This window comes from Drouetiella sp. (assembly GCF_059504425.1).
On sequence record NZ_JCACIN010000009.1, the window covers coordinates 1 to 19,824 of the forward strand.

General features: G+C 48.9%; 13 protein-coding genes and 1 riboswitch. Of the genes, 5 read left to right on the forward strand and 8 right to left on the reverse strand.

The window, feature by feature from the left end; all coding sequences use genetic code 11:
• Window positions 1-747 precede the first annotated feature (747 nt).
• Window positions 748-1,500 (reverse strand): glucose 1-dehydrogenase, encoded by a 753-nt coding sequence (locus tag AC5JMP_RS01905; RefSeq protein WP_495849732.1) that lies wholly within the window; start codon window positions 1,498-1,500, stop codon window positions 748-750.
• 292 nt (window positions 1,501-1,792) lie between these two features.
• Here AC5JMP_RS01905 and AC5JMP_RS01910 point away from each other — a divergent pair, with 292 nt between their 5' ends.
• Together AC5JMP_RS01910 and AC5JMP_RS01915 are read left to right on the forward strand one after the other, a co-directional pair.
• Window positions 1,793-2,038, forward strand: coding sequence for a helix-turn-helix domain-containing protein (locus AC5JMP_RS01910; protein ID WP_495849733.1), 246 nt, complete (start codon window positions 1,793-1,795; stop codon window positions 2,036-2,038).
• Between the two features lie 44 nt (window positions 2,039-2,082).
• Entirely contained in the window at window positions 2,083-3,069 is a 987-nt protein-coding gene (locus AC5JMP_RS01915; RefSeq protein WP_495849734.1) for a DNA-methyltransferase, read from the forward strand.
• 17 nt (window positions 3,070-3,086) lie between these two features.
• Here AC5JMP_RS01915 and AC5JMP_RS01920 read toward each other — a convergent pair whose 3' ends face one another.
• Window positions 3,087-3,680, reverse strand: a complete 594-nt coding sequence (locus tag AC5JMP_RS01920; protein ID WP_495849735.1) for a restriction endonuclease — start codon at window positions 3,678-3,680, stop codon at window positions 3,087-3,089.
• A 374-nt stretch (window positions 3,681-4,054) separates the two neighbouring features.
• Between AC5JMP_RS01920 and AC5JMP_RS01925 the strand changes: the two genes are divergently transcribed.
• The 3 genes from AC5JMP_RS01925 to AC5JMP_RS01935 all read left to right on the forward strand — a co-directional run bounded on the left by AC5JMP_RS01925 (window position 4,055) and on the right by AC5JMP_RS01935 (window position 10,910).
• Window positions 4,055-4,237, forward strand: coding sequence for a hypothetical protein (locus AC5JMP_RS01925; protein WP_495849736.1), 183 nt, complete (start codon window positions 4,055-4,057; stop codon window positions 4,235-4,237).
• A 41-nt stretch (window positions 4,238-4,278) separates the two neighbouring features.
• Window positions 4,279-5,196 (forward strand): SMP-30/gluconolactonase/LRE family protein, encoded by a 918-nt coding sequence (locus AC5JMP_RS01930; protein WP_495849737.1) that lies wholly within the window; start codon window positions 4,279-4,281, stop codon window positions 5,194-5,196.
• Window positions 5,197-5,465: 269 nt separating this feature from the next.
• Window positions 5,466-10,910, forward strand: a complete 5,445-nt coding sequence (locus AC5JMP_RS01935; protein ID WP_495849738.1) for a trifunctional serine/threonine-protein kinase/ATP-binding protein/sensor histidine kinase — start codon at window positions 5,466-5,468, stop codon at window positions 10,908-10,910.
• A 64-nt stretch (window positions 10,911-10,974) separates the two neighbouring features.
• Here the strand turns inward: AC5JMP_RS01935 and AC5JMP_RS01940 are convergent, their stop codons facing one another.
• The 6 genes from AC5JMP_RS01940 to AC5JMP_RS01965 form a co-directional block, all read right to left on the reverse strand.
• Window positions 10,975-11,961 carry a GNAT family N-acetyltransferase gene (locus AC5JMP_RS01940; RefSeq protein ID WP_495849739.1) on the reverse strand — a complete coding sequence of 329 codons (987 nt, stop codon included), beginning with the start codon at window positions 11,959-11,961 and terminating at the stop codon, window positions 10,975-10,977.
• A 129-nt stretch (window positions 11,962-12,090) separates the two neighbouring features.
• On the reverse strand, window positions 12,091-12,606 hold the full coding sequence (locus tag AC5JMP_RS01945) for a GNAT family N-acetyltransferase (RefSeq protein ID WP_495849740.1): 516 nt from the start codon (window positions 12,604-12,606) through the stop codon (window positions 12,091-12,093).
• 299 nt (window positions 12,607-12,905) lie between these two features.
• Entirely contained in the window at window positions 12,906-14,021 is a 1,116-nt protein-coding gene (locus tag AC5JMP_RS01950; RefSeq protein WP_495849741.1) for a hybrid sensor histidine kinase/response regulator, read from the reverse strand.
• Window positions 14,022-14,224: 203 nt separating this feature from the next.
• Entirely contained in the window at window positions 14,225-17,341 is a 3,117-nt protein-coding gene (locus AC5JMP_RS01955; protein WP_495849799.1) for a PAS domain S-box protein, read from the reverse strand.
• A gap of 386 nt (window positions 17,342-17,727) precedes the next feature.
• Window positions 17,728-18,162 (reverse strand): DUF4278 domain-containing protein, encoded by a 435-nt coding sequence (locus AC5JMP_RS01960; RefSeq protein ID WP_495849742.1) that lies wholly within the window; start codon window positions 18,160-18,162, stop codon window positions 17,728-17,730.
• 42 nt (window positions 18,163-18,204) lie between these two features.
• Window positions 18,205-18,270, reverse strand: a riboswitch (Glutamine riboswitch).
• A 322-nt stretch (window positions 18,271-18,592) separates the two neighbouring features.
• Complete coding sequence (locus AC5JMP_RS01965) at window positions 18,593-19,771, reverse strand: GTPase family protein (protein ID WP_495849800.1); 1,179 nt, start codon at window positions 19,769-19,771, stop codon at window positions 18,593-18,595.
• Window positions 19,772-19,824: the final 53 nt, after the last annotated feature.

Below are 19,824 nucleotides of genomic sequence, written 5' to 3' on the forward strand. Positions count from 1 at the left end.
TAAGAGAAGAAAGTGCCTTTAAATTCACACGCCTATGTAATTGACATTTCACAGCTTTAGTTTGTGTCTTCTGAACGCCTCGCGGCAATTACGCCGTGTCCTACCCGAACTCAGGGAGTTCTGCTGCTCGTCTAGCCTACTTGGGGTTCGACCTTCCCCTAGACCCTCAGTTCGTTTTTATTCGTTCCCTCAGTTCGATTGTTTGTTCCGTTAGGTGGAACCAATTCAACCACTGGATTCCCTGGACTCTTGCCGATATCCAACTCGAAAATTCGGCGGGAATTCTTGCTCCAGTAAAGTCGGGGATTTTATGTTGTGCCACCGCTTCCTCGTAGGTTGCTTTTCTAGGTTCTGTTTCACCGTAGGAACTCCCCATTAGCACCAGTGTCACCCCACAACGGATGTCTGATTGTGCCCTGTTCCCAGCTTCGCTCTGCCGATTTCCCCGTAGGTACTCCGAGTCGGTTCGGCGTGGGCAGATAGGGAGTTAAACCTGAGTCTGGTTAGTGGGGCTTGCACCCACATCAAGCTGAGAGTTCAACCATAATGGTTGGTGTGGTTATTGATTCGCCACACAACGAATCGCACCAGTTGTCGAGGTTCTATCCTCGCCATCCGTCCCTGAGTATCGCTACCCATTTAGGATGAACGAATCGCACACAGTTCACTTGAGTGGCTTCAAATAGCCTTGAACTCAACACGCGGATTTTTCTGAAGTCCTCTCCGACCCGGCTGTTATGGGGTTGGCTACTTCTGTACGGCTGTAAATCCACCATCAATGATTAAGTTATGACCCGTTATAAACGCAGCCCCATCAGAACAAAGCCAAACTACTGCCTCAGCAATATCTGCTGGCATCCCAATACGTTGTAATGGAATTCCAGCAGCAACTTGATCAAGCATTTCAGGGGGCGCTTCTGCCCATAAGTCGGTTTTCACAGCGCCAGGGCTAACGGTATTAATCCGAATGCGGTCAGCTGAATACTCAGCCGCAGCTGCACGAGAGAGGGCAATAACTCCGGCTTTTGCAGCTCCATAAGCTCCATAATTTGCAACGCCAAGGAGTGCGCCTTGAGAAGATATGTTCACGATCGCGCCACCACCTGATTGCTGCATCACAGGAATTTCGTACTTCATAGATAACCAAACCGACTTGAGATTTGCATTAATCTCAAAATCCCAATCGGTTTCTGACAAGTCGGCAATTTTGCCAGAAGTTCCAGAACCCGCGTTGTTAAATGCGTAGTCAAGGCGACCATAGGTTTCAATCGTCTTTTGAACCATTGCTTCAATATCAGCGGCTTTCGTGACATCTGCTTGAACAAATATTGCTTCGCCACCTGCTTCTTGGACAAGATGAACGCTTTCTTCTCCCTTGTCTGCACGGCGAGCCACAACCACAACCCTTGCTCCAGCCTTGCCAAATGCGATCGCAGTTGCACGACCAATACCAGAGCTTGCTCCCGTCACAATTGCAACTTTACCAGCCATTGAACTCATGCTTGGCACTCCTGGTTAGAGCATTTTAGAATTACTTTGCTCATCCTAGCTCAGCTAGCTTTTGCACTTGTAGATAACTTTCAAAAACTGTCCTTAGTCAATAACCGAAGCCGCCTAACGGTGAAGCTCAACGGCGGCAGGTAACTTTTGAGACACTACCGAGATCTATATGCCGCCCGTTGCGGCGCAGTGTTAGCTGGCTGGCGCTTTTGAAATCTCTCCAGCAGAACTTGAGTTACCCTTGAGAATGCAGCGCGAAAAACTGGCTCGATGACTCAAGCACTTCTATCATATGACAGACTCCGGCTCAAATAACGACCCTGAATTACTCTCTGTAGCTCAGACAGCAAAGCTACTTGATGTAACTCGTCAGCGAGTTCACGACCTGATTAAGAATGGTCAGATTGTAGCTCACAAACTTGGGCGTTACTACTACATAGAGGTAACCGAGTTGGAGAGATATAAGAATCAACCTACTGGAAAACCTTATCAACCACGCACAACTTCTCAAGAAAACTCTATTGACAATTGTCAATAGAGTTTATAATATCGAATCATACTAACGGACTAAAGGCTAAACCAATGCTCCCGTTTCAAGCCATCGCCCCTGACGTTGCAACTCAGCAAGGATTGCAACAGGTTTATATGAGTGATCACGGCATTCTCTATCAAGGAGATTGTCTTAAGCTTCTGTCGGCATTGCCTAGTGAGTCTGTAGATATTGTGTTTGCTGACCCACCCTTTAACCTTGGAAAGGAATATGGTAAAGGTGTCAGCGATCAAATGGAGGTCGATGAGTACTTAGGTTGGTCGCAACAGTGGCTTGACGAAAGCATTCGAGTGCTTAAACCAGGTGGAAGTTTATTTGTATTCAACTTGCCCAAATGGTGCATAGATTATGGTGCATATCTCAATCAAAAAGAAATGTGTTTCCGACACTGGATTGCTTGTAGAATGCCGAAGGCTTTTCCTAGAGGTAAAAAGATGTCTCCTGCCCACTATGGATTAATCTACTACACAAAAGGTGAACCAGCAGTCTTTAATAAAGTCTACACACCCATCCAAGTTTGTCGGCATTGTGGCGGAGAAGTTCGTGATTACGGTGGACATCGCAAAAGCCTCAATGAAAAAGGTATTAATTTGATGGATGTCTGGGATATGCCAGAGGATGTTTGGGAAGATACCTCTGAAACAGACTCTAATGAAGTGTTATGGACATTAGCCGAGGAAATGTGGACTGATATTCCACCTGTTCGGCATCGTCGGCATAAAAAACGGGTTCCTAACGAACTCGCTCCTATCATGTTGGAACGGCTCATCGCTATGGCATCTAATCCAGGTCAAATTATAGTTGATCCATTCGGTGGTTCAGGTACCACGTTTTATGCAGCAGAAAAATTACACCGTTATTGGATCGGCGCAGAAATCGGGGATACCGAGCCAGCAATAGAACGGTTGACTGATCTGACAAACGGAATCATTGAGCAGTGGGAAACAGCAAGGGGAAACAAAAAAATTAAGCAGCGCAAAACTAATGCCTCGCAACTGCCCATTCCTTACTCTACATAGCTTTTGCCCACAAACGTTTAGACTAATGCGCGACCATCTGTTCCTTTGGTGATCGTTGGTACTTTACTATCTACTTGGTCATGTTCAATCACAAAAATCGCAAGAAAACCCTCTTCGATCCGAACTGCCCGCCAAACATCAAAATATGGCTCTAGCTCTTCATAGTTGCCAATACGATCGGTTAGGTAAGGATAAAGTTTTCTACTCGGAAGCACCAGGACAGTACCTAGAAAGACACCTCGTAATAATCCGAGAACCATCTTATTGACTGCTCGATGACTTGAGGAGATGTTGCCCGTTTCCCACTCAAGAGCGAAAAGATGATTATCAAGGACTTTTGTTGCATCAATTTTTCCTGGCGATCGAGTTGCATAGTTAATCGGAGTTTCCAATCCCCATCCAAACCGCTCCCTCAAAGCAATCATGCAGGCTTCTTTAATCGGCTTGACTCCATTACCGTGTCTGGCTGGATTGATTGTAAAGTTTGATGTACCAGGAGGATGAACGATCAGGGAAATAGCTTCACGGATCTCAGCTCGAATAATAGACCAATCGCTTGATTCCTCAAAGCTTCCAATGCTAATCAAAGAAATCTCTTGAACAATCTTCATACTGACTACTCATATCATTGCTACGCAAGAGTAATGCAGTTTTGCATGTTTGTTATGAGAGTTAAGCTTTGTTTCTACATTACCCCATGAACAACCTTGCGGTTACACCCAACCAATGACCGAAGCCAGCTAACTATTATTAGACTGAAAGTTTCCGTATAACACCCTAGAGAAGGCAGGTATACCGAAAGTTTCCGTATAACATCTCGATTTGGGTGGAAAGGAGATCTTGATATTGAAAATATCGAACTTGATTTTGAGTTCTAATGCATGGGTTTCGCTTCAGCAAAATCTGATTACATCTGAGCCTGCCTAAAGATTGAAAACGTCAAACTTGATGTTGAGCTGAGCTTTTCAATATCTCAAGAGGAAAGTTGAGATACCGCAGTGCAGGCATTCTGTCCGCGCGGCAGGATGTCCGCACTCCATGCAGCCGGATCTGTAGAGTTCAGGAGCCGATCGCTTTTACTAAAACTTTGAACTGGCTACCGGGATTTAAACTCACCGTCAAGCCCCCTGAAAATAAGGTGGCGATCGCTGTTTTGCCTTTACAGTGAGGGATACTGAGTGTAAGCGTCTCAACTCTCAACAGGCACCGATGTTGCAATCCCTTAAACAGTTCAAACGGCAGATTAAAAGGCAGCTCACAGGCGATCTCATCGCCAAGTCGCCGCAATTCAAGACGCTATTTCCCAAATCTGCCAGACTTGAACAGGTTGCAACTGGGTTTCAGTTTCTAGAAGGCCCCGTTTGGAATGCCACAGAACAAGCGCTTTACTTTGTTGACATTCCAGCCAGCAAAATCCTGAAGCTGAAGAATGGCGAGGTTTCCGTCGTTCGGCATCCTAGCGGCAAAGCTAACGGCTTGACCTACGATCGCCAGGGTCGTCTAACCATGTGCGAAGAAGGCGCGCGCCAAATCACCCGCATAGAGCTAGATGGCTTTATTACCGTCCTTGCCGATCGTTTCCAAGGCAAGCCTCTCAATAGCCCTAACGATCTTGTGGTTAAAAGCGATGGCGCAATCTACTTCACCGATCCTCCTTACGGCATCAAAGCAGAGCAACAGGAGCAGCCGATTCAAGGAGTCTATCGGCTCTCACCAGAGGGAGAGCTGACCGTTGTGGCGACAGATTTTGAGACCCCTAACGGGCTTGCCTTTTCGCCAGATGAGCGTCTGCTCTACATTGACGACTCCAGTCGCCGCCATATTCGCGTGTTTGAGGTGCAGCCCGACGGCAGCTTGGGAAACGATCGCCTATTTTGTTCTATGGATGTGCCCAAGGCAGGTCTCCCCGATGGCTTGAAAGTGGATGCTGAAGGACGGATCTACAGCACGGCTCCGGGCGGCATTTGGGTACTCGATCCGCAAGGAGAGCATTTGGGGACGATCGTTATTCCAGATGCGCCTTCCAACTGCGCTTGGGGAGATGCCGATCATCAGACGCTCTACATCACGGCACAGCATTCAGTCTATAAAATTCGGGTTAACGTGCCAGGGCTATCCGTCCACTAGACCAGCTCAGAAATTTTTATTCTGGGCAAAACGATTGTTCAGTAGAATAATGCTATTGATAATTAATATCGACTGCATCGCTGCTGCTTTAGCTCTGTTTCCCTACCGTAGGACAAGGATTTGGACTAGAAAAATGAGGATCTCCTGACTTAAATTCGATCGCATCTCCGCTTACCAATCATTCAAACAGTTGCGCCTGATTCTTTCATCCCAAAAACTGGGAACATTAGGCATAGATTTTGGCTAATCTACGGCGAGGTAGGGGGAGTATGGTGTCTGCATTGACTTTTTCAGGCTATGACCTAACCGAAGTCCTTCATGAAGGAGTCAACACGGTCGTCTATCGAGGGCAAACCTTCGGACAAAATTCTCAACTAGCACCCCAAAAAAATCTTCAGCCTAAAGCAGAAGTTCCGCAAACGCAGCTTCATCCCGTTGTCTTAAAAATCCTCAAAGCAGAATACCCGACCCTTGAGCAGATTAGCCGCCTCAAGCAAGAGTACAAAATAACGGAATCGCTGATCCTAGAGGGCATTGTCAGAGTTTATGAGCTGCACAGCTATCAAAATCGTCTTGCTCTGGTCTATGAAGACTTTGGCGGGCAATCTCTCAAACGGCTGCTAAAACAGCAGGCTCTGCCGCCGATCGCCTTTCTCAAAATTGCTGTTCAACTTGCCCAAGCCCTGCTTTCGCTACACCAGCACGGCATTCTGCACAAAGACATTAAGCCCGCAAACATTATCTTTAATCCTGAGACAGGGCAGGTCAAACTGACAGACTTCAGCATTGCTTCCCGCCTTGACAAAGAAATGCCTCTGCTCACGAATCCCAATCAGCTAGAGGGGACGCTGGCATATATGTCTCCTGAGCAGACGGGGCGGATGAATCGCTCTGTGGATTATCGCAGCGATTTTTACTCACTAGGGATTACTTTCTACGAAATGCTGACGGGGCGATTGCCTTTTCAGGGATCTGACCCGATGGAGTTAGTTCATGCTCACATTGCCAAGCCGCCGCCTGCTCTTCGGCATCTGAATCCAGAGGTGCCGCTGGCGATCGCCACGATCGTCGAAAAGCTGATGGCAAAGAATGCAGAAGATCGCTACCAAAGCGCTGCTGGACTGAAGGTTGATCTAGAATTTTGTCTCGATTGGCTGCAATCTGGGGGGCAATCTGGGGGCGATATCCCAGAGCTGATTCCTGGAGCGCGCGATCGCGCCGGACAGTTCCTCATCCCTCAAAAGCTATACGGACGGGAGCCAGAAGTTGCTGAGCTGCTGGCTGCATTTGAGCGAATCTCTGGCGAACCAGCCCTCCAGCCTCGCAGCGAACTGATGCTGGTTTCAGGCTATTCGGGTATTGGCAAGTCTTCCCTGGTGCATGAAGTTCACAAGCCGATCGCGCGGCAACGCGGCTACTTTATCTCTGGGAAATTTGACCAGTTCAAGCGCAACATTCCCTATGCGTCGCTGATTCAGGCGTTTCAGTCTTTGATGCAAATGCTGCTGACCGAGCCAGCCGATCGCCTGCAACGCTGGCAGGACAATCTGCTGAAGGCGATCGGTCGCAATGGACAGGTGATCATCGACGTGATTCCCGAAGTGGAGTTAATCATCGGTTCACAGCCGCCACTGCCGGAGCTAGGAGCATCGGAGGCGCAAAATCGCTTTAATCGCGTCTTTCAGTCGTTTATTCAGGTCTTCACGCAGCCAGAACATCCGCTAGTCCTGTTCCTGGACGATTTGCAGTGGGCAGATTCGGCTTCGCTGAATTTGATTCAGGTGCTGATGAGTGATCCAGCGAGTCAATATCTTTTGCTGATTGGAGCCTATCGCGACAACGAAGTTAGCCCCATCCATCCCCTCGTTAAAACCCTGGAGGACATTCAGCAGGCTGGAGTAGCGGTCAACAACATCGTCCTGAGTCCGCTGACGATCGCCCACGTCCAGCAAATTGTGGCAGACACCCTCAGCCATTTGCAGCCGACGCAGGCTTTAGCAGAATTGCTGTTTAATAAGACGCAGGGCAACCCATTCTTTCTAACACAGCTCCTCAAAACCCTGCACCAAGAGCATCTGCTCACCTTTGATTTTGCTCAGGGCATCTGGCAATGGAATCTGGAGAAGATTCAGACGACGGGCATCGCTGATAAGAGCGTCGTGGATCTGATGGCAGGAAATATTGAGAAACTGCCCGAAGTCACGCAGACGGCTCTAAAACTGGCGGCTTGCGTGGGCGATCGCTTCAATATCAACGTGCTGGCAACCGTCAGCGAAACCCCTGCTCTAGAGATGGCTCAAGCCTTACAGCCCGCCCTGCAATCGGGTCTGGTTTTGCCGCTGAACAATGACTACAAAATTCCGCTTTTGTTTGCCGATGATGAACTTGATCTATGGGGCTTTGACCCGACCAAAGTTACCTATCGATTCTTGCATGACCGGGTACAGCAAGCCGCCTATTCCCTGATTCCCGATGCTGACAAGCAAATAACCCACCTGAAAATGGGGCGGCTTTTACTGCAAAGCACATCGCCACAGGAGCTAGAAGCCCAGGTTTTTGAGATCGTTAACGCCTTGAATCGCGGTGCCGATTTGATGGACAGCCCGACGGAGCGAATTGAGCTAGCTCGACTGAATCTGATTGCCGGACAGAAAGCCAAAGCTGCCGCAGCCTATGATCCATCTGTGAGCTATCTGAGTCAGGGCATAGCGCTGTTGCCCTCCGAAAGCTGGCGAACAGACTATGCGCTGACTTTGGCACTCTGTACCGAAGCGGCAGAAGCGGCGTATCTCAGCACTGACTATGGGCGATCGACCCAATGGCTCCACCAGATTGAACACCACGCCGCCAGTACCTTAGATAAAGTCAAAGCCTACGAACTCAAAATTCAGTGCCATATTGCTCAACTGCAAATGTGGGAAGCGATCGCCCTAGGGTTAGACACACTGGCAATGCTGGGGATTCCGATCGCCTGTGAGATGGGGCGACCCCATGACTCAATTCGGTTGCCAGATTTGGCGGAGCTGGAACACAGTCCAGAAATGACTGATCCGATCAAGCTTGCTGCCCTACAAATTCTCTCGACGCTGACCTCAGCCGCCTACCAAACCCAGCCAGAAATCTACCGCTGGATTGTCTTGACCCAGCTCGAACTCTGCGTCGAATATGGGCATTCGGCTTTAGCAGCTTTTGCTTACACTGCCTATGCCTGGTTTTGTGGGGCAATTCAGATGTCCGATCGCGCCTACCATTCTGGACAAATTGCCCTGAAGCTGATTGAACAGTTTCAAGCAAAGGAGCTAGAATGCAGCTTCTACCAACTCTTTGAAAGCTTCGTTAAACACCAAAAAGAACATATTCGAGAGACGTTTGCCCCATTACAAAAGTCGATTCACATTGGGCTAGAAACGGGAGATATTGGCTATGTCAGCTACTCCGCCATGAATTTGGGCACCCATCTGTTTTTCAGCGGCAATTCTCTAGAGAGTGTGATTAAAACTCAGTCGCACTACATTGATTTGCTTCTGAAACTCAAGCAAGAATTTCAAATTTATTACATGCAGCTTTGGCAGCAGGTCATGCTGAATCTCCAGGGCAAGGCGATCGATCCCTGTCGGCTCATGGGCGACAGTTTTGATGAAACGATTATCCTGCCTCGCCTACAGATTGCACAAAACCAGCAGTCGCTGTTTGCGTTTTACACCGCACAGCTCATTCTGAACTACACCTTTGAGCAGTATCCGCGAGCCGTCGAGAAGGCTGCCTTGGCAGAGCAGTATGCCGGAAGTGGAGCCGGACTGGTGCTATCTGCGGTCTATCGGTTTTATCATGCTCTGGCGCTGTTGGCAGATAGCGATGCAGATGGGATACGGTTAGGGGAAGCGATCGCTCATCAGCAGGTGATGCAAAAGTGGGCTGAATCTGCACCTATGAATTACCAGCATAAGTATGACTTGGTAAATGCAGAGATTGCGCGAATTGAAGACCGGAAATATGAGGCAATGCAAGCCTACGATCTAGCAATTCAGGGCGCAATGACCTACGGCTACTATCCAGAAGCTGCCCTTGCTAGCGAGCTTGCCGCAAAATTCTATCTAGCTCAAGGCAAGAAACATATTGCCCAAGGCTACATGACGGATGCCTACTATGGCTATATCCGGTGGGGGGCGATCGCCAAAGTTCATCAGCTTGAAGAGAAATACGCCCCTCTGATTGTCAGCACTCAGCAGACTGCGCTACCCGTTCAGGCAACCGAGACTTTGGTGGCGAATCGATCTTACTCTGCTAACGGTTCTACCAATAGCCAGAATATTTTAGATCTAACGACGGTGATGAAGGCAGCTCAGACTATCTCTAGCGAACTGAATCTCCATCAATTGCTAGAGAAATTGCTAGGCATTATTCTAGAAAATGCGGCAGCTCAGACCGGGGCGCTGATTCTTGAAAAAAACGGACAGCTTTTAATTGAAGCGATCGCCCATAATGCCAACCAGAGCGCGATCGTTTTGCAATCTGTTCCAGTGGAAACCAGCCCCGATCTGCCTGCTTCTCTCATTAGCTATGTGGCTAGAACTCGACAGTCGCTCGTTCTGAAAAACGCGATTCGTGACCCTATTTCGGAGGCTGATCCCTACATTATTCAACATCAGCCTAAATCAATTTTATGCAATCCTATTCTGTATCAGGGGAAGCTGATTGGCATTCTTTATCTTGAGAATCATTTGATTGCAGGAGCCTTTAGCCGCGATCGCTTAGAGCTGCTTGGACTCCTGACGACACAGGCGGCGATTGCCATTGAAAATGCCTATCTCTACACGCGAGAGCAGGAAAAATCTCAACAGCTTCAAGACTCCTTCCAGCAGGTTCAGCAAGCCCAGCTTCAGCTTGTGCAAAACGAAAAAATGGCGGCTTTAGGAAATTTGGTTGCGGGTGTTGCCCATGAAATCAACAACCCGGTTGGCTTCCTCAAGGGCAGCTTACGCAATGCAGAAGAATACATCCAGGAACTGCTAGCTCATGTGGATTGCTATCAGTGCAGCTACCCTGATCCCTCACCAGCGGTGCAAAATCACGCAGAAGAAATCGATCTAGACTTTTTAGCAAGAGACTTGCCGAAAATGCTCAGCTCCATGAAAGGGGCGATCGAGCGGATTCGCAACATCAGCACGAGTTTACGCACATTTTCTCGATTGGATACCGATCAGCGGGTGGCTTGTGACATTCATGAGGGGATAGAAAGTACCCTGCTCATCCTCAAGTATCGTCTACAGGCAAACGAAAATCGTAGTGCCGTTAAGGTGATTAAGCAGTATGGCGATTTACCCAAAGTTGAATGCTTTCCAGGACAGCTCAATCAGGTATTCATGAATATTCTGGCAAATGCGATCGATGCTTTAGATGAATGTAATCAGGACGACTTAACGGATTCACTAGAGAATCAGACCATCACGATTAAAACTGCACTTTCGGCAGATCAAAATCAGGTTGTGGTTCAGATTCGAGATAATGGTATAGGTATTCCTGAAGAGATTCGATCGCGGATCTTCAGTCATTTGTTTACTACTAAAGAGGTGGGGAAAGGGACAGGACTGGGATTGTCGATCGCCCGTCAAATTGTTGAAGAAACCCACGGTGGACATCTGAGCTGCCACTCAGAACTGGGTCAAGGCACAGAATTTGTGATTGAACTTCCTATCGCCAGCGCCAAGCTATAGCGGTCGCCAGTTTGCTTAGGAAATTTTGGGTGGCGCTTCGCGCCCCGCCCAAAATTTCCCCGTCCTAACCGCCTTGGCAGTTGCTATCTCTTAAGCTCTTGGTGAAAGAAAGCTTGACATGGAGCTGACGAAATCCAACAGATTCATACAGCGCTTGCGCTCCGTGAGCGTTCTCGGCATCGACCCCTAAGCGCGCTGTTTCCATGCCCTTTGCCTTCAGCTTTCGCAGCCCTGCCAACAGCATAGCCCGCCCCAAGCCCTGACGACGAAAGCTGCGCCTTGTCCCCAAAATATTAATCCACCCCTCTAGACAATGGCGGTGCTGATTGTCTTCTAAGTCGATGTGGCAAAAGCAGAAAGCCGCAACTTTACCGTCGGCGATCGCCACCAGATCCAGTTCTGGCAGGTAGTCTGGCTGGCTCAACCAGTAGGAATGTTCGGCTATCGTCATAGGATAAGTGCCCCAGTGATCGCTGAAGCTTTCGTTATGGGCTTCAACCCAAGCTGCCGCATCCTCAGCGCCCCGACTATGGGACAGCGTAAAGCCATTGGGAAACTGCGGCTCGGCAATTGGTTCTGACAGCGATCTCGCCATGCGAAGCGATCGTCGCTCCAACTCATAGCCGCAGGCTTCGTATAACGCAACGCGATCGACCTGATCGTCTCGACAGGCTAAATACAGCTTGGCAAACAGTCCGCGCTCAGCTGCGAGGGCCTGCATCCGTACTTCACCCCAAGCAATAATGTCAAACTCCAGTCCGTGATCGCGCTGGGTAGGATGAACGTGAAACATCAGCCAGCCTGACGCTTCCAGATTTTCTGAAACTTCAGGCAGCCAAAGACTCGCGATCGCAATTAGCTTACCCTCGGCATCTGCCCACAGGCGCAGGTTCCGTGCCGCATCAAATCCAGGCTCAGCATATTCTGCGCTCAACCCAGAGGCAGAGTGGTAGCGATCGCTGCGATCGAACTTGGCGCAGATATTCAGGAGATGGGCGATCGGTTCTAAATCAGTTTCCCCAACGTAGGAGCGCACAATTAGCGTATTCATAGGGCGCAAATTAGAGCGGATAGCGGTGATCACAGGTGATTAAAGACGCAAAAATAGGTCTACTGCTTGAATGAAATTAGGGTGAAAATATAGAACTCAAAATCAAACCTTCTCTACCCATCTCTATTCCTATTTCATTTGCGACCTCTCAATTCTGAAGAAGAGTATGGGATTACCGCTCACGAGCTTTTCCTCTATTTTTTCCATCCCTATCCTTTCTGCCACCTTCTGTGAACTCAGGTTTGGGCGATCGCAGCTTGCCACCAGATACGAATAGTCAAGTTCGCTAAAACAGTATTCCAATACTTTGGCTGAAGCTTCGGTGGCGTAACCTTTCTGGGTGGCATGGGGCAGCAAAGCATAAACTAATTGAGGCTGCTCCTCTTCAAAGAAATACCAAAGACCCACAAATCCGATCGTTTCTTTCTCATCCTGAGTTTCAATAAACCAAAGACCAAACTTTTTCTCATCCAAGAGCCTTTGGCTCTCCGTCAACATCTCTTCAACTTGCTGTAGGGTAAACACCTTGTCATCGCACAAATACTTTCTAACGGATGGATCAATAAAGATGCTGTGGAGTACATTAAGCTCACTCTCTAAGATTGGGTTTAAGAGTAACCTCTGTGTTTTAAGTACCAGGCTCATTTCATCCTTCCGTTAAGAATGTCCGCAAAGCTTGCTGGGTTACTATACTACAGTATACTACAAAACAACTACACTTGCCCTTGAGCTAGAGACCGCTATTGAATATTCCATCTTCTTTGAACATCAGCAGACCTTGTTTTCTAAAGACCTTATGTTCCATTGTGAAGAATGCACCTATGAAGCGATATTCCCCTCAAGGGTACTTTGCTAAACGGGGCTGATTGTGTCATGTAGCTGTCGCCAGTTTGCTTAAGACATTTTTGGCGGGACGCTTGCGCCCCACCGAAAATGTCTCCGTCCTAACCGCCTTGGGTTATCTTGGCGTCGATCGGCAAGGGCAAGTTGACAGTAAACGTGGTTCCACGACCCACCTGACTATCGACTGTGATTTTGCCATTGTGTAGTTCTACCACCCGTTTGGCGATCGCCAGCCCCAATCCGGTTCCTGGCAGCTTGCCTACATTTCTGCCACGTCGAAAGGGCTGAAACAAATACTTCAAGTCTTCTGGTAAAATGCCAACGCCTTGATCTTGGATTTCAAAGCAAACCGCTTCATCCCTGCGATAAAGCCTCAGCAGAATCGGATTGACCTCTGGTGAATACTTGATAGCATTGCCAATCAGATTATTGAAAAGGTGCCAAAGCAGCTTTTGATCTACGTTGGCATAGATACAGCTAGGGTTGTGTGAAAAAGTAATGGGGTGCTGCTCATCTGGATTCCATCGCAAGGGTTCTAGCAAAGTTTGGCAGAACTCTACAACATCAGTCATTTCAGGATTAAACAGGGTTGTATCGTAGTTTGTCTGTCCCATTGTCAACACATCTTCAATTAACTGATTCATACAGTCGGCTGAAGATTGGATGCGGTATAGCAGCTGTTGCTTTTTGGCCTCATCTACGACGTAATGACTGTCCTCTAACATAGCGATCGAAAGCTGGATGGCTGAGAGAGGATTACGGAGTTCGTGGGAGAGAATGGAGAGATACTCGAAGGATCGAGAGTTTGTGTCCTCAATGATTGTGCTTTTTTCGGCTAATCCTGCTTGATATTGAGCCAGTGCAATTTCAATAGTTGCTCGTAAATCATGCTGACCAAAGGGCTTCAGGATATAGCCAAATGGAGAGGTGAGCTTTGCCCGTTCTAAGGTTAGGTCATCAACATAAGCCGTGAGATAAACGACCGGAATATGGAAGCGATCGCGCACCTGTTGAGCTACATAAACTCCATCCTGCTCTCCCTTAAGCACAATATCAACCAAGACTAGATCGGGCTGTAGCTCAGCAATTTGTTCTAGAGCCGTTTCTGCGCTCGCCGCAATGCCAACAACGCAATACCCTATCTTATGGAGACTCCCCTCAATTTCTCTCGCGACTAGAATCTCATCTTCTACCACTAAAATTCTCTTATTTACCATGGGTTTTGTCTGTCAGACACACTTTAGGGTGGCTTCTGCTCGAAGACAGGGATGAAAACGCAGTGTGCAGAAGTTGATCGTGAATATCAGCGCGACGATTCTACGCTGGGCGTATTTATGATTAAATCCGAGAGATATATGAGAAATATATGGGAAAAGTGCTGAGGCTTGATAGGAATATAGGAATCTTCTTAATCATTCCCTCAGAGGCGCTTCCCGTACGCTAGTGCCGAAAAAGTTAGGCAAAATCGGGTGCCATGGGTGCGTTCAAGTTCTAAGCTGCCCTCAAGCTGTAGAGCCAGATCATAGGCAATCTTCAGCCCCAAAGATTGCAGCCTGTTGAGGTTCAAGGTTGCTGGGATGCCGATGCCGTTGTCCTGAATGGTCAAAATATATTGGGAGCTGGCCTGTAGCACTTTGGGGGAAGACAGCGAATTCGGTGACGTTGATGGTGTTGCAGCAATGTGCTCCGGGTAGGCTACATGTTCTAGAGTGATGCAGACTTCTCCATGCTGCCCGTTGGGAAACCCATGTTTAATAGCATTAGTAACCAATTCATTGAGCAATAAACCACAGGGTATTGCCGTTTCCAGATTAAAAGTGACGGGTTGGAGATGGAAGCGTAGGGCAATTTGATCCGGTCGGGTGGCATAGACGGCTAAAATGCTGTTGGTTAAGCGTCGGATGTAATCATGAAAATTGATCTGACCGAGATCACCTTGCTGGTAAAGGGTTTCATGAATTAGCGACATGGTATGCAATCGATTGCGTGTATCTGCCAACGCTCTGGAAACCGCCGGATGATTCGCTGCTTCGGTCTGCAACCACAGCATTGAGGAAATCACCTGTAAATTATTTTTGACTCGGTGATGAACTTCCTTGAACAAAACTTCTTTCTGTGCCAGTTGATTTTCGATCCGAGAGTATAGGGCAGCCTGCTGAATGGCGATGCCGACCTGGGTGGCAAGCTGTTGGAGGAGATCCACTTCGGCGGGTTGCCACTGACGATCGTCGGCGCAAGCCTGGACAATCAGCAGCCCCCACACGGTCGGGGTATTATCTTCCAGTGTTTGGAGGATGGGAGCAACAATTTTGGACTTAACGCCAATCTGCTCCTCAAGTGTCGCTGGACAGCTAGCGTGAGTCTTCTCTACTCCATTGACAGTAAACGATCGCCCTTGCAGGTAAAAATCGTAGAATTCTTGAGAAAGATGCGGGTCGGCAAGGTGCATCTTTGCGGTTACAGGCAGGTTATCTAGCCAGGATTCCTGGATTACGGTGCCGGGGCGATCGCCATTCAGTTGAAAGATAACTGCCCGGTCAGCCTCCAACAGTTGCCGCACTTCTGTAACGGTCGTTGCCAGAATTTCGTCGAGGCGAAGCGACTGCCGAATTTGCTGAGAAAGGGTTCGCAGCACTCGTTCTCGCTGCACCTGCTGGGCAAGCGCCTGTTCGGTCTGGCGGCGGGTGGTGAGTTCGGCTTCAAGCTGGGTGTACAGGTCTGATTTTTGACCCGCAATGCCAACTTGCAGTGCCAGTTGTTTCAATAAATCAACCTCGAAGGGCTGCCACTGACGGGGTTCTCTACAGTGGTGGGCAATGAGTAACCCCCAAATTTGATGGGCCTGCAAAATTCCAACTACCAGATTGGCTCGCACCTGGATTCGATCGAGAAATTCAGCATGGCAAGCCACTAGGTCTCCAGCTTGAGTGTCGCTCCGAACCGTGGTGTAACCTTGCTGATAGCGTTCAGCCCAGGCTTGACCAAAGCAAGAGTCTTCCATGGCTCTACCTAAAAGAGAGAATTCTGGTTGTGAAACGGCTTCGCGCTCAATCACGATGTTGTAGTCGCTATCAAAGCGGCAGATCACGATCCGATCGCATTGCAAAAATTGCCGGATTTGCTCTAGGCAAGTTTCCAAAACTTCATCGAGCTGGATGGATTGGCTAATGGTTTGGGCGATCGCAGCCAATAGCTGATCCGCTTCTGCTTGCCGTTTAAGCCGTAGCTCTGCCTGCTTGCGATCGCTCACATCCTGCACAGAGCCAAGGATAACTGCTTTGCCACCCCAAATGATGCGGTTGAGAATGATATCTAGATCAATAAAGTTGCTGCCGTCGTAGTTTGGAATTTGACACTCAAAGCGAACTTCTTTCTCTTCCCCAGCGATCGCCCGTTGCCAATGGCTTTGGTGAAAGGCATGAGCTTCGGGTGGGATAACATCGAGCAGCGAGCGTTCCAGCATTTGTTCTCGCTCTAGGGCAAAGTGTTCTAGCACACGATCGTTGACATCCAAAATAGTGCCATCAGCATCATGAACCCAAATTTGACTATTGACATTGTTGATAATGGTGCGAAGATTCTGTTCTGAGATTTGCAGCGCGGCTTCGGCGACTTTGCGATCGGTAATGTCAAGCACCACCCCATCCGAGACAATATCGCCGTTTGCCAAGTATTGCCGACTGGCGACATTGTGAATCCACTTGATGCGACCCGATGCAGGAATAATTCGATACTCCAACTGAAAGGGTTCTTGAGTGACCAAAGTGCGAGTCATTTCTGCCCGCAGAGGCTCTACATCTTCGGGATGAACCATAGTCCAAAAGAGCATTGCATCTTCCATGAGCTGGGCTGGTTCAAGCTCAAACAGGCGTTGAAAACCGGAGCTGACGTAATTGAACTGGCGCAAGCCATCCGCCCGGATCAGGGATTGATAGAAAATGCCGGGGATGTTGGCAACGAGGTGCTGAAACCGAGCCTCACTCTGGCGCAATGCAGCGACGGCTTGCTGATGTTCGGCTTCGGTGCGTTTGCGATCGCTAATATCTGTAATCCGCACTAGAACCATGGGTTTGTCCGCCACCTCAATCCGTTTGCAGGCAACGTTGCCCCAAAAAGTATTGCCCTGACGGGTGAGATATTCAACCTCTCCCTGCCAGGTTCCTTGATGCTCTAGCGCCGTCTTCACTGCTGCCGATTCTGCTGGCGTGAAGGGATGCTTGTGCAAGACAGCAGAGCCGCGAATCCCAATTAATTCTTTCAGACCGTCTGCTTCAAACAGTTCTAGAGTTCGATGATTGCAGGTTAGGGTCAGATGAGCCGTCGCATCTACCAGGAAAATGGCATCCGCTGATTCTTCAAAGATGGCTTCAAACAAGTCTTTGCTGCGGCGAAGTTCTACCGCTGCTTGCTTAGAGTTAGGGATAGTCTGTCCAGTACCGAGCACAGCAGGGTTCTGTTCCGCAGCTTGTAGAGGAGCTTCGGGGTGAAGGGCATTAAGCCAGACGTTGGGCTGTTGGATTCGCCGCAATAGCGTCATCACGAAGCTTCTAGTGATTGTGCTTCCAGTGATTATGCTTCCAGTGATTGTGCTTCCAGTGATTATGCTCCCAATGACTACGCCCAGCAAAAAGAGTCCTAGTTGCAGCATTTCCTAATTTGATTCCTTTCTTACAGCAATTTTCAATTGCATCACCACACATAGCGCTACTTAGATCCAATGAGTTATTTTTTGAGAGCTGCGCGGAGCGCAGCTCTCAAAAAATAACTCATTGGATCTAAGCAAACTGGCGACAGCTACAGCCCAGCGCAAAGTGCTGTAAGGCTCTCTATAAAGTTAGCCAATAAAATCAGCCAATAAAAAGGGTGGACATCATTGTCCACCCACACGATTCGCTATCCCTTTATTAATCTGCCCTGAGCAGTCTACGCTGTGATTTGCTGACGCTCAGCTTCTAATAGCTCAACAAGACGCTGATCTCCTAAACTTTGGGCGACTTTCAAGCGGCGCTGCACATTTTCTAGCAGGTTAGCTTGATGCACTTTACCAATGTAGTGGCGAGGCATCGTAGAAGGAATGGACACAGAGGCGGCATTGGCGACTTGAGGAGCGATCGTCGCTATGCTTTGGCGATCGCGACCAACGTGGTAGGTCGCGCCCCGATAACTTAGATTGTAGTGGGTGGGTAGCTGCGCTACTTCTTGAGGCACACTGGGATCAACTTCAAAAGTGACTCCTCGGTAGGTCAGGCTGTAGGGTGCCTGAGAACGGTGAGCCTGTCTAGCAGGTCGTCCTGCGTTTCCAGTGTTGAAAACTCCGGGAGTATATTCGTAAGTTTGACCGCGATAAATCAGTTTCATGGTTTCGCTTCTCCAAAAAGCGTGGTGTTGAGAGGGGAGAGAAGCGCGTTCCTTCAGGATTTACCCTTACTTCCGTCCTGTTTGGCTTAGCCATTTAGGATGAACGTTACTTTGTTCTGTATATGATTATACTGTTTGAAAAGAAGAATTGAGAATCGCCCGATCGGGTGAGATATAGCGCTACGCGCTCAGATCGAATGAGTTATTTTTTGAGAGCCGCGCGGAGCGCGGCTCTCAAAAAATAACTTGTCCTAACTCAACTACGTGATGCTATATGTAGCTGTATTTACCTGGGTTAGGACAGGGACATTTCGGGTGGCGCGCTCCGCGCCACCCGAAATGTCCTAAATTGAATACGGCTGTGGCAACCGCCTTGGCGGTTAGAATTCTTAAGAAAACTAGCGACAGCCATACAAACTTGAGAAATAAATTATCCCTTGAAGCGATCCTTCGCCGTGGAAAAGGCTTCTTTCATGACGGCTTGAATGCGCTGGGGATCGGGTTTCTTGCCGCCCAGCAGATCCCCAAAATAAACGCAGGCTCCTTCCCCTAATGCCCAGGTATAGGCGGCTGCCCAAGAGGCAGCGATAACGCTACCCAACCCTGGAATAAATTTAATCAGCTCTCGCCCGATCGCCTGTGCCAAAAATCCTCCGGCAATGGCGCTGACAATACCTCCTGCCTGAGAGGGAGTCAGGGTTTGCCCATAGAGCTTGCCCAACAGACCCACCATTGAGACTTGTAAAGCAGTCAATACAGGCATGGTAGCAAAGGGTAGCGGGACGGCGGCGATCGCGGCTGCCATGATGGCAAAAGCCGAAATGTAGTGCCGCCCAACATCTCGATAAAGATCGCCTAGCTGTCCGCCGATGCCTTCGTCTAAGAGCTGATGAATGGCGCGGGCTTCGGCTTCGGGCAGCAAATCCGCCAAGGCTGTTCTCAGCGTTTCTAGACCGTAGAACACCGGAGTGTAGCCATCTTCTTCTAGGGTGAAATCTAGTAAGATGGCGCGATCGTATAATCCGCTGAAAGCCTGCTGAAGCTCGGCAAAGGCGCGATTCACCGCCTCATAATTGGGCGGATAGAATGGATGATCGATTGCCTCAGCCGGATAGACCTCATGTAGACAGGTAACTGCCAGCAGACAGGGAATCTCTCTATACTGCCGCCGCAAGTCCTGAGCAATCTGCCGCAGGGTATCGATCGCAAAATCGTTGATTTTGACCGTCAGCACCAAGACTCTGGCGCGGCTACTTTTCTGCTCTAAATCGCCTACTAGCTCCTGGATCAGAGTTTGCGTATCCTGATTGACATCTCCTAAGCCCACGGTGTCTGTAAAAATCAGCAGCGGCAGGTCGTCAGACGGATAGGCATAGCGTTGGGTGTACTGCGTATGAGGGCGAAACCCTTGACCGACAATTTCGGCAGAAACTCCCGTTAGCCCCCGAACGATCGAACTTTTTCCGGCTTGGGGCTTGCCGATGAGCAGAGCTTCGGTGGTGGGCAGGTTTGCCCGCACCGTTTCCAGAATTTCGGCAACCTGAGTTTCGCTGACGCTGAACCACTGAACGATCGTTTGAGTAAGGCGATCGATCGGCAAGTAGCGCATGAAGCCTTGACCAGATGATGAGTCGGGGGCTGAGTCAATATTCTGTGGCTCAG